General features: G+C 64.4%; 12 protein-coding genes. 4 read left to right on the forward strand and 8 right to left on the reverse strand.

The window, feature by feature from the left end; translation table 11 throughout:
• Positions 1 to 69: 69 nt before the first annotated feature.
• Positions 70 to 639: a hypothetical protein gene (locus VFW93_RS11990; RefSeq protein WP_329694221.1), complete on the reverse strand. Its 570-nt coding sequence runs from the start codon at positions 637 to 639 to the stop codon at positions 70 to 72.
• A 204-nt stretch (positions 640 to 843) separates the two neighbouring features.
• Between VFW93_RS11990 and VFW93_RS11995 the strand changes: the two genes are divergently transcribed.
• On the forward strand, positions 844 to 1,668 hold the full coding sequence (locus tag VFW93_RS11995) for a CsgG/HfaB family protein (protein ID WP_329694222.1): 825 nt from the start codon (positions 844 to 846) through the stop codon (positions 1,666 to 1,668).
• A 14-nt stretch (positions 1,669 to 1,682) separates the two neighbouring features.
• Here VFW93_RS11995 and VFW93_RS12000 read toward each other — a convergent pair whose 3' ends face one another.
• Positions 1,683 to 3,152, reverse strand: coding sequence for a methyl-accepting chemotaxis protein (locus tag VFW93_RS12000; RefSeq protein ID WP_329694223.1), 1,470 nt, complete (start codon positions 3,150 to 3,152; stop codon positions 1,683 to 1,685).
• A gap of 148 nt (positions 3,153 to 3,300) precedes the next feature.
• On the opposite strand from VFW93_RS12000, the gene nudB reads away from it, so the two are divergent.
• The 3 genes from nudB to clsB all read left to right on the forward strand — a co-directional run bounded on the left by nudB (position 3,301) and on the right by clsB (position 6,042).
• Complete coding sequence (nudB, locus tag VFW93_RS12005; RefSeq protein WP_329694224.1) at positions 3,301 to 3,774, forward strand: dihydroneopterin triphosphate diphosphatase; 474 nt, start codon at positions 3,301 to 3,303, stop codon at positions 3,772 to 3,774.
• 132 nt (positions 3,775 to 3,906) lie between these two features.
• Positions 3,907 to 4,716, forward strand: coding sequence for an endonuclease/exonuclease/phosphatase family protein (locus tag VFW93_RS12010; RefSeq protein WP_329694235.1), 810 nt, complete (start codon positions 3,907 to 3,909; stop codon positions 4,714 to 4,716).
• Positions 4,717 to 4,722: 6 nt separating this feature from the next.
• Entirely contained in the window at positions 4,723 to 6,042 is a 1,320-nt protein-coding gene (gene clsB / locus VFW93_RS12015; RefSeq protein ID WP_329694225.1) for a cardiolipin synthase ClsB, read from the forward strand.
• Here the strand turns inward: clsB and VFW93_RS12020 are convergent.
• The 6 genes from VFW93_RS12020 to VFW93_RS12045 form a co-directional block, all read right to left on the reverse strand.
• Complete coding sequence (locus VFW93_RS12020; protein ID WP_329694226.1) at positions 5,950 to 6,645, reverse strand: histidine phosphatase family protein; 696 nt, start codon at positions 6,643 to 6,645, stop codon at positions 5,950 to 5,952. The genes clsB and VFW93_RS12020 overlap by 93 nt on opposite strands.
• The gene (locus VFW93_RS12025; RefSeq protein WP_329694227.1) at positions 6,645 to 7,514 is read right to left on the reverse strand and encodes an adenosylcobinamide-GDP ribazoletransferase; all 870 of its coding nucleotides are present in this window, start codon (positions 7,512 to 7,514) and stop codon (positions 6,645 to 6,647) included. Before VFW93_RS12025 ends, VFW93_RS12020 begins: the two co-directional genes overlap by 1 nt.
• Before the next feature lie 7 nt (positions 7,515 to 7,521).
• The gene (gene cobT, locus VFW93_RS12030; RefSeq protein ID WP_329694228.1) at positions 7,522 to 8,592 is read right to left on the reverse strand and encodes a nicotinate-nucleotide--dimethylbenzimidazole phosphoribosyltransferase; all 1,071 of its coding nucleotides are present in this window, start codon (positions 8,590 to 8,592) and stop codon (positions 7,522 to 7,524) included.
• Between the two features lie 38 nt (positions 8,593 to 8,630).
• Positions 8,631 to 10,157 carry a cobyric acid synthase gene (locus VFW93_RS12035; RefSeq protein WP_329694229.1) on the reverse strand — a complete coding sequence of 509 codons (1,527 nt, stop codon included), beginning with the start codon at positions 10,155 to 10,157 and terminating at the stop codon, positions 8,631 to 8,633.
• Between the two features lie 12 nt (positions 10,158 to 10,169).
• Positions 10,170 to 10,739, reverse strand: a complete 570-nt coding sequence (gene cobO, locus VFW93_RS12040) for a cob(I)yrinic acid a,c-diamide adenosyltransferase (protein ID WP_329694230.1) — start codon at positions 10,737 to 10,739, stop codon at positions 10,170 to 10,172.
• A gap of 29 nt (positions 10,740 to 10,768) precedes the next feature.
• A partial coding sequence (locus VFW93_RS12045) for an ABC transporter ATP-binding protein (RefSeq protein WP_329694231.1) occupies positions 10,769 to 11,347 on the reverse strand: 579 nt, incomplete at its 5' end.

The following is an 11,347-nucleotide window of genomic DNA, read 5'->3' on the forward strand; positions in this document are numbered from 1 at the left end:
CCACAAAAAAAGCCACCCATCGCAGGTGGCTTTTTTTTGGCGACTGGACTCGTGAACGGTCAAGCCGGATCAGGTGAAGCCCCAGAACCGCTCCTGAGCATGTTTGGACTTCACCAGGCTGCCATCGAGCTTCTCGACAATACGGTGTTCGTACTTGTTGTCCTTCACCGAGTCATAGCGGAAGTAGACCGGGAAGATGGCGCCCTGGTGCCCCATGACCGCGCAGACATAGCCGCGCTTGTACAACTCTCGTGCCAGTTGCTTGGCAAACGACGGCGTACCCAAGGCGCTGTAGCAGATGTCGCAGACGATCGTGCCCAGATACTTCTTCTTGAGACCCTTCTCCACCAGCATGTCGGCGAGTTCCTCGACCGTCACTGGCGCGGCCGTGTCCACATCGGGATAGGTCTTGGTATTGTCCTGCCCAGGGGGCACGCCATGGCCAAAAATGTGAATGCGCGCTGACATGCCCATGCCCACATCCGCCAGTGGCTTGCCGGCGGTATTGAGAAAGTAGGTCGTCCAGGTGCGCTTGTGGTGCGTGTTGTCCTTCTGGCGATTACTCCAGTCGCCATCGGTGCCGAACTTGCCTGCCTGGTTGTCGTTCCAGGGCACAAATACAACTCGGTCCTTCGCCATCTTGATGCCTGCCTTTCCTGCTGCATTCGGTGCACAGTTGTGATTGGGGCAAATTGGACGATCTGGCATCAGAAGGCGTCAACACACCAAAGTCACACGTGGCCAAGCCTGCATCCCACCCATGAGGGCGCTTGCGACGAGGCCAGCGTTTTGTACACTCGGCGAGCCCACGGGCCACGTCGATTGAAATCAGGATTCCTCACCATGCGACTCACACTTGCCACTACCCTGCTGTTGTCCTTGCTGTCTGCTTGCCTGACGGGTTGCGGCGACAAGACGCCCCAGTCCTCCACCGAGCTGGGCAAGGGCGGCTCCATGGTCAGCGGCTCCGCGGGCCCCAAGGGTGCGCAAGGTGCCGATGCCTCGCTCGTGCGATGCGACAGCCCGGTGGCCACCCTGGCATTGGCCGAAAATCCTGACGGCTACACCATGAGCAGCCATTACCAGTTGCCCGCCACGCCCGTGCCGCTGATCAAGCTGCTGGCGCAGCAAAGCGGTTGCTTCCGCGTGGTCGACCGCGCCGCCGGACTGCGCAGCACCATGCAGGAGAGCCAGTTGAAGGAAGCCGGCATCGTGCGTGCCGACAGCACCGTGCACAAAGGCAAAGGTTATGAGGCGCAATACACCGTCATCCCCAGCCTGACCTTCAGCGAGCAGGAGGCTGGTCGTGGCATCGCCGGCGTCCTGTCGAGCATCCCGGTGCTGCGCGACATCGCCGGGCTGGCCGGCCTGCTGGAGCAGGTCAAGCTGAAGGAAGCCCAGGTGGCCCTGCTGCTGACCGACAACGAAACCACCGAGCAGCTGGCAGCAGCCACCGGCTCGGCGCGCACGACCGACCTGGGCCTGGGTGGGCTGATTGCCAGCAAGCTGGGTGGCGCCGCCGGGCTGGGTTGGAGCAACACCAACGAGGGCAAGGTGATTGCCGCCGCCTTCCTGGATGCGCATAACAAGCTGGTGGTGCAGGTGCGCGAGCTGCAGGCCAAGTCACTGCCTCCGGCCGTGGCGGTCAAGCACGGCGCACGTCCCTGAACCACACGCCGCGATCAGAAGAACTCGACGGCCTCTTTGGGTGCGACCGGCACGGCTTCATGCTCTATCGGAGCAGAGGCCAGGTCGCCCCGGCCTTGCGCGACCATGCTGCGCAGGGCACTGGCACTGTCATTCATGCCATCGGCAGCCATCACCGACGTGGCCACCAGTTGGGCGTTCGCGTCCGTCAGTTGCTTGAGTTCTTCCAGCCTGGACTTCACCTCTGCCAAGGACTGGCTTTGCGTCAGGGCATCCGAGGCAACCTGCTGGGTGCGACCAGTCACGGCCTCCACATCCGCCGTCATGTCACCCAGACGCTGCTTGACGCTTTGAATGCGCGCCACGCCATCGTCTACCTGCCCGGCGGTGCGCTCGATCAACTGCTTGACCTGTTGCGCAGATTCGGCGGTACGCCTGGACAAGGCCCGCACCTCGGTAGCCACCACGGCGAAGCCTCTGCCTGCGGCGCCGGCGCGGGCTGCCTCGATCGCAGCATTGAGCGCCAGGATATTGGTCTGGAAGGCAACCGACTCGATCAGGGCAATGGCCTCACTCATCTCCGATGAGCGCTGGCTGATGAGCTGAATGGACGCCACGGCTTCATTGACCACTTCGTCGCCCGCCAGTACACGTTCGCGCAACTGGTTGCACTGTTCGTCCACGGCAATCACATTGGCCGTCGTGTTCTCGACCTGATCGGCCACCCCGCTGATCACATCGGCCACGGTGCTGATGTTGTAGGTCTGCTGATCGGTGCGCATGGCCAGTTCCTGAGCGCTGCGCGATACCTCCTGACCGGCATCGGCCACCTTGGTCGAACCTGCCAGCATGGTATCGAGCAAAGATTGAAGCTCATCCTTGGCGGAATCCAGCTGGGAAACGGTCTGGCCAAGCCGGGTATGCGCGTCCAGCATGCCCTCGACCAGGATGCACATGCACACCAGAAAGGTCATGAGGCCAACCAGGTAGCGCAAGTACATGACATCCACCTGCATCAGCCAGACGTAGGTCACGGTGACGGGGAAGATGGCCAGGCACGCTGCCAGAGGCACCGTGCGCCAGTTGACGCCGCCCGCGAGCAGGATCACGGCCATCTGGTTGAGATAGATGAGCACGTAAAGAGAAAAAAGCTGCAGCCGCGTGACTTGCCCCAGCGCCACCAGGGTCAGACCGGTCAACGCCACGGCACCGTGGCTGAACAGCAGCCAACGGCTGTATCGGGGCCCGAACGCCTGCTGTCGGGCGATGGCCCACATGACAATGCAGATACAGCTCAAACCCAGGGTGCTGGCCAGCAGATTCGGGCGATCGCCGACAGGGCGCGTGAAGATGTCCAGTGCGTAAACCGTACCAGCGATCAAGGAGACCAGCGCAAACTGGCCCCAGTAGGCCTGCTTGAGCACCCGCCACAGGGCGAGAAAGGCCAAGCTGACGGTCAGCAAGGCCAGCGATGAAACCAGTGCAAAAGCAGAATAGGACGTCATGACCTGAACGGCTACCTTCTCGGCAAACAGGTGTTGCGTGAGATGCCACATGGCACCCCATACGTTTGATCGTCCGGATTCGCGCGTGACTTGAGGACTTACCTCGCCGTTTGGCGCCTCCGTTCGTGTGCCATGTCACACTTCAACCATGTCCGCTCCGTCCTACAAGATCCCCTTATCCGTCCTGGTCGTCATCTACACACCGGAGCTGGACGTGCTGCTGATCGAGCGGGCCAAACAGCCCGGCTTCTGGCAGAGCGTGACCGGCTCCAAGGACGCGTTGGATGAGCCCTGGTCGGACACGGCCATCCGAGAGGTTCAGGAGGAGACGGGCATCGACGTGGGCTCGCCAGAGGTGCCCTTGAGCGCCTTGAGCGACTGGGCGGTGGAAAACATCTACGAGATCTACCCGGTCTGGCGCCACCGCTATGCGCCCGGCGTCACGCACAACACCGAGCGGGTATTCGGCTTGTGCGTGCCCCGGGGCATCCCGGTCACCCTGGCGCCTCGGGAACACACGCAGTACGCCTGGTTGCCCTGGCGGGAGGCCGCAGACCGTTGTTTTTCACCGTCGAACGCGGAGGCCATCCTGCAACTGGCGCAGCGCCTCGGCCAGGGCTGACGCTTCTGAGCCAGGTCAAACCGGCAAGCTGACGGGGAAAGCCCCCGCTTGAAACCTCACTCTGCCCCCCGCAGATGCGGTTATCTTTGACACCATAGGGTTGCCCTTGCATCGCCGTCGAACATTGCCGTGCTGAATCCCCTCCAGTCATCGCTGCTGCCGCCGTCCACGCTGTCTTCCAAAAGCCTTCGCGTGGCCACGTACAACATCCACAAGGGTGTGCGGGGCGTCGGCCCCACCAAGCGGCTGGAAATCCACAATCTCGGGCTGGCCGTGGAGGCCATGGACGCCGACATCGTCTGCCTGCAGGAGGTGCGGCGCTTCCATCACACCGATGCGCAGCACTTCTCGAAAACCGATTTCGGCCCCCTGTGCTGGCCCAATGTGCCGCAGGCGGAATACCTGGCACCCGAGGGCTACGAGGTGGCATACCGCACCAACGCCGTGACGAAAAACGGCGAGCACGGCAATGCCTTGCTGGCGCGCTGGCCACTGGGCCACATCGGCCACCACGATGTGTCGGATCACCGCTTCGAACAGCGGGGCTTCCTGCACGTCTCGGTGCACTGGCGGGGCGTGGAGATCCATGTCGTGGTCGTGCACCTGGGCCTGATCCACGCGAGCCGGGTGCGCCAGGCCGAACGCCTGGCCCAACTGGTGCGCGAGCACATTCCGGCTCACACACCTGTCGTGATCGCGGGCGACTTCAACGACTGGAACGAGAAGCTCGACCACATCCTGGAGGCCGAGGGCCTGACGCGTGCGTCCACGGGCAGCGACGAGCGCACCCCCACCTTCCCCTCCATCGTGCCGGTCCTGGCGCTGGATCGCGTCTACACACGCGGCATGCAGTGCCAGTCGATCATGGTGCCGCGCGGCGGGGCCTGGGCGCGCCTGTCCGACCATTTGCCGCTGGTGGTGGAGCTGGACCTGGCTTCCTGATTGACCATGCTGCACACACCATCCCCGGAAGTTGACGCGGATGAGTCGATGAAACGGCTGGCCTGGTATGCCCAGCGCAAGCCGGTCTTCACAGGTGGCAACCAGGTCACCCTGCTGCGAGGCGGCAAGGCACTCTTTCCCGCCCTGAGCGAGTGCATTGATCACGCCAGTCGCAGTGTGTGGCTGGCGCTGTACATGGTGTCGCCGCTGGGGCAAAGTGGCAGCGTGCTGCAGGCGCTCAAGCGCGCGGCTCGTCGAGGCGTGCATGTGCACCTGGTGGTGGATGGATTCGGCTCACGCGAGGCCCCAGACGAGCTGTGGCAGGAACTCGAGAAGGCGGGCGTGAAACTGGCCATCTACCGGCCCATGCACCGCATCTGGGGACTGCTGGACACCAGCCAATGGCGTCGCATGCACATGAAGCTGTGCGTGGTGGACGAGACGCACGCCTTCGTGGGTGGCATCAACCTGATCGACGACCACTTCGACCTGACCCACGGCTGGTCGGAACGCCCACGGCTGGACTATGCGGTGCAGGTGCAGGGGCCCGTGATCACACCCGTGCTGCACACGATCAAAGCCGTGTGGACACGTGCCCAGTTCGGTCGAGACTGGCGAGACGACCTCAGCCACCTCATGGCCGACAAGCACAAGCTCAAGCGCCTGAAGCACTGGGTGCAGCAGGCGCGCATGCGACTGAACCCCAGGGAGCAAGGCAAGCTGGCGCATGCGGCCGCACTGCACGCCCCCATGCGCAGCGCCTTCGTGCTGAGAGACAACCTGCGTCAACGCCGCACCATCGAGCAATCGGCCTTGCAGGCGATCCATCAGGCACGCCAGCGCATCGACATTGTCACGCCCTACTTCTACCCGCGCCGGGCACTCAGGCTGGCCTTGCGGGCCGCCGCCGCACGAGGGGTACAGGTACGCCTGCTGCTGCAAGGCAAGCTCGACTTCCGGATCGCCGGCCTGGCAGCGCGCGTGCTGTATGGCGAGTTGCAACAGCATGGCGTGCGCATTTTCGAATACCAGCCGGCTTTCCTGCATGCCAAGGTGCTGAGCGTGGACGACGAATGGGCCACCGTGGGCTCATCCAATCTGGACCCCTTGTCCATGGTGCTGAACCTGGAGGCCAATCTGATCATCAAGGACAGGGCCTTTGTTCGCAGCCTGTCTCAAGCGCTCAGCGAAGACTTCGGGCACAGCCGCGAGATCCTGGCATCAGCCGACAGCTCATCGCGCTGGTTCACCCGCCTTCGCCGCATGTTCGTGCGGCAACTGGCCAAGGCCTATCTCAGGCTGGCCGGCGCAGCCGGGCGCTACTGAAGCCAAGGCAGGCCACCCAAGCGTCAGGCATTGCCCATAACCCGGGGGCGCGGGCCATTGGCTGGCCAGCGTGGGCGCCCCACCACGCTCGAGCTGCCACTGCAAGCTCAGCATCCAGCCTGCATGCCCCACCACCAGGCGTGGCACATGGTTGTCACCCTGCGTGTCCAGACCGATGCGATCCACCCATTGCGCCACCCGCCGGAACACATCGGCCAGGGCCTCTGCACCGCCAGGTGGATGGTGCAGAAAGTCCGCGCACCAGGCGTCCACCTGCGGCTGATGAATATCGGCCCAGCGCTGGCCATCCCATCGGCCAAAGTCCATTTCAAGCAGGGCTTCGTCCACCAGATGGCGCCAGCCCCATGAGCGCAGGATCTGCCCGACCAGGGCACAACGCTGAAGCGGCGATGTGTGCACCACACGTGGCCATCCATGTCGCCGCGCCTGCTGCCTGATGCGATGGGCCAGACGTTTGGCCTTGCGCCGATCCACAGGCACATCGGTGCGGCCAATGCAGCGGCCGGCAACGCCCCGCGGGCGCGGATGACGCCAGACCTGGCACAGCGCCTGATGCGATGACATGTCAGTGGTCTCGGCCATCAGGCCACCGGGTGCACGACTGCCAGCCAGGCCAGCAGCCCCATGACCTCGGTGAGCTGCTGGCTGGCGCCCAGCGTGTCGCCGGTGAAGCCGCCCAGGCGTTTGTTGAACCAACGTGCACAGACCGCGGCGCCCAGCAACATCACCACAGACGACTTCAGCAAAGCCGACAACAGGGTGCCCACGGGCCAGGCCGTGTAGCTCCACCAGAACACCATCGCACCGGCGACCAGGCCGGTGACCAGCCATGCGGCACTCACGTTCGCCCAGGACACCTGCATGGCCAGCGGCTTGGCCTTGGCGTGATCCAGGTCCCCGGCGTAAGGCAGGACGCGGGTCAGGCAGACTGGCACCAGGCGTGAGGCCGCATGACACCAGATCATCGCCATCATGGTCCAGGCCAGCAGCACCTGCCGCACATGGCTGGACTCGGCACTGTCGAGCTCATTGAACAAGGGCGAGGCCAGAGAAGCCAGGACTGACGCCTTCAGCATCAACACCAGGATCAGCCCCAGCGAACCGTAAGAGCCGATGCGAGAGTCCTTCATGATGGTCAAGGCGCGGTCGCGACTGACCGAGCCACCCAGGGCATCGCAGGTATCTGCCAGCCCGTCTTCGTGAAAGCCGCCCGTCAGCCACACGGTGAAAGCCATGCTCAGCACCACGGCCACCAGCGGTGGCCACCAGAACGCAGTGGCCGCCAGCACCAGGGCGCCAGCCAGCCCCACCAAGGCACCGATCAAGGGGAAATAGCGCATGCAGCCCTGCAACCAGGCGGGCTCGAACCCCACCCAGGCTGGCACTGGCACCCGCGTCAGGAACTGCAGGGCAATCAGCATCAGGCGGAGTTCATGCAGCAAGGCTTTCATGCGCGCATCATGCCTTGTCTGAAGCGCGAAGCCCGGCATCCTGATCCGAACTGCTGACGCCCGCTGCGTCGAAGCTGGCCATCTCGCGCAGGATGCGGCAGGCAGACTCCAGCAAAGGCCACGCCAAGGCAGCGCCAGAGCCTTCACCCAGTCGCAGATCGAGCCTGAGCAAGGGCTTGACACGCAGGTAGCGCAACATCAGTGCATGCCCGGACTCATCGGATTGATGGGCGAACACGCAACGCTGCAAGACCAGTGGCTGCAAGGCGGCGGCAACGAGCACGGCGCTGCTGGCAATGAAGCCATCCACCACGATCACGCGACGCTCGCTGGCGGCCTGCAACACGGCACCCACCATCATGGCGATCTCGAAGCCGCCAAAGGCGGCCAGCACCTCCAGCGGCGCCACGGCATCCACATGGCGAGCCAGGGCCGCACGCAACACGTCCAGCTTGCGTGCCAGGGCGGCATCGTCCAGCCCGGTGCCACGGCCCGTGCATGCCGCAATGGGCTCGCCGGTCAGGCGAGCCATGAGCAAGGCCGCGCTCGATGTATTGCCAATGCCCATCTCGCCCATCAGGATCACGTTGCCGGGCAAGCCACGCACCACATCCTGACCTGCTTGCAAGGCCTGCTCACATTGCGCCGCGCTCATGGCCTGCTCAGTGGTGCAGTCCGCCGTGCCAGGCGCGATCTTGCGGATCTGCAAGCCGGCACGTGGGCTGAAGTCATGGGCCACGCCCGCATCCACCACGTTCAGGGCCAGGCCATGCTGGCGAGCCAGCGCGCTGACCGCAGCACCGCCGGCCAGGAAGTTCTCGACCATCTGCCAGGTCACGTCACTTGGATAGGCTGACACACCACGCGCGGCCAGGCCATGGTCGCCCGCAAACACGATCATCTGAGGCGACTGCAGGACCGGCTGCACGTTGCCCAGCACCAGACCGATCTGCCGCGCCAGGGATTCAATCTGGCCCAAGGCCCCCAAGGGCTTGGTCTTGTGGTCTATGAGGTGCTGAAGTCGGTCCGTCAGTTCAGCTTGGGACAGGTCAACGATGGTCGGGATGGCAAAGGACATGAACAGATTGGAAGGGGGTAAGCGGAACAGGCTCGGCTTCAGGGCTGCAGCAACTGCATCAGGGAACCGGGCGCAAAGGTCTGATCCAGCACATCGGCCAGACCATCAAAAACGCCGTCGAGAGTGCGGGCCTGCTGGCCGAACAGGGCCTGCATGACTGCGCTGGACTCGAACAGGCCATGCAGGTAGACACCCAGCACGGCGCCACGCTGCCAGCCCATGGCTTGGCCCGCGTCATCCACCAGGATGGCGTCGGGCGCCCGGGCTGTGTCTGCCCAGCTTGTGCGGCCGTGGTGGATTTCATAGCCGTCGATGACGTGGCCATGCAAGGCCGACCACACCTTGTGATCACCAAAGCGGCCGGGCTCGCGGCTGGTACGCCAGATCGCGCGGGTGGATCGCAGCGCCTTGCTTGCATCGAAGCGGGTGTGCAAGGGCAAGAGCTTCAGGCCAGCGACGCTGGTGGGCGTAGGTGATGTGACACCCGCACCCTCGATGCCATCCAGGTCCTGCACCTCGTCACCCAGCATCTGCAGGCCACCACATATGCCCAACACTGGTCGGCCTTGCGCAGCGTGGGCTTGAATCACAGCTGCCAGGCCTTGATCATGCAGCCACTGCAGATCGGCACGCGTGTGTTTGGAGCCGGGCAGGATGATCCAGTCCGCGCCATCGAGGTCACGCGGCTGGCGTGCCCACACCAGCTTGACATCCGGCAGGTTGCGAAGCGGCTGTAACTCGTCGAGGTTGCTGATGCGCGGATAAGCCACGATGGCGATGCGGCGGGTGGCCGTACCCGAGGTGGCCGAACCCAGACCGCCCGCGTCCTCATACAGCCCGTCTTCTTCGGGCAAGCCATGCCCGCGCTGCATGGGGATGACGGCCATCGTGGGCACGCCCGTCAGCGCCTGCAACTGATCCGGACCGGGGGCCAGCAAGGCGGCATCACCCCTGAAGCGGTTGAGCACGAAGCCGCGGATCAAGGCGCGTTCGGCCTGGGGCAGCAACTGGTGGGTGCCATACAGATGGGCAAAGGCGCCACCGCGGTCGATGTCTGTCACCAGCAGGCAGGCTGCGTTGGCGGCCAGGGCCGTGCGCATGTTGACGAAGTCGTTGTCGTGCAGGTTGATCTCGGCGGGTGAGCCAGCGCCCTCGATCACCACCACATCGTGCTCGCTCATCAGCGAGGCCAGGGCCTCTTGCGCATGCGGCCACAACAACTCGCTGCGCGAGCGCCAGGGCATGGTCGAGTAATCGCGGCGCACCTGGCCCATCACCACCACCTGGCTGGCCGTGTCATGCTCGGGCTTGAGCAGCACAGGGTTCATGCGCACGTCGGGCGTGGCCCTGGCAGCCTGTGCTTGAAAGTACTGGGCCGAGCCAATCTCGCCCAGCCCACTACCCGGCCCCGGCACCACACGCGCGTTGTTGCTCATGTTCTGCGCCTTGAAGGGCGCCACCTTCAGGCCCTGGCGGGCGTACCAGCGGCACAAGGCCGTGGCCAGCCAGCTCTTGCCCGCGCCACTGCTGGTCCCCAGCACCATCACGGCGCGAGCATGTGTCATGGTCTGGCCTGCTCAGTCTTCAATGCCGCGCTGTGCGGGAATGCCGGCCTCATAGGCGTGCTTGATCTTGCGGACTTCGCTGACGGTGTCGGCAATGGCCACGATCTCGGCCGGGCAATCACGACCGGTGATGACCACATGCACCTCGCCGGGCCGATTGCGCAAGGTGTCCACCACCTCTTGCAAGGGCACCCAGCCATAGATCAAGGGGTAGGTCATCTCATCAAGCACGACCAGGAAGTGATCGCCACTGCGGATGGCCTCGGCGGCACGCGCCCAACCCTGGCGGGCCAGTTCGGCCGAGTGCTCCAGATCTTTGCTCTTCCAGCTGAAGCCATCGCCCAGACCTTCAATGGGTACACCCAGTTGCTCGAAAGCACGGTGTTCGCCGAAGCGTGCGCTGGGCACCTTCATGAACTGGTAGATCTTCACGGACTTGCCACGACCATGGGCTCGCAGGGCCAGGCCAAACGCGGCCGTGCTCTTGCCTTTGCCATCGCCCGTGTTGACGATCAACAGGCCACGTCGTTCAGCACGTTCGCGCTGTTGCGGTGCTTCTGTGGGGGGATTCTGAATATCCATGATGAATGGTGTTCCTTGGCGCGATGGCGTCATCCAAAACTGGGCAGCACGACCCAGCGCGTATCGGCACGCACGATGGTGACGGCCTGTTCAAAAACTTGTTCAATGGCGCGGTGGACGTGCGGGTCATCGCGATGGCCATGCGCCACCATGCGGCCGGCCTGCATGACGGCGATCCGGTCGGCCGCCAGCGCCAGCGGCAACTCATGCAGCACGCTGATCACGCATCGGCCCTTGTCGGCTTCGCGGCGCAGTACACGGGCCAGCAATCGCTGATGGGGTGCATCCAGGTGGGACACGGGCTCGTCGAGCAGCATCACCGGCGCCTGCACGGCCAGGGCCCGCGCCAGCAGCACACGTTGACGCTCGCCACCAGACAGGGCCGCCATACGCCGATCAGCTGCCCAGGCCGTATCGGTATCCTGCATGGCCTGAGACACCGCGCCCAGATCCGCCGCCCGCATGCCCGCCAGACCCAGCCAGCCTTGATGCGGCAGGCGGCCCAAAGCGACCACATCGCGCACGGCCATGGCCGGGTCACCCGATACATCCTGCCCCAACCAGGCCAGATGCTGCGCACGGGCCCGGCCCGGCCATTGATGCAGCGG

Source organism: Aquabacterium sp., from assembly GCF_036279675.1.
GTDB lineage: Bacteria > Pseudomonadota > Gammaproteobacteria > Burkholderiales > Burkholderiaceae_C > Aquabacterium.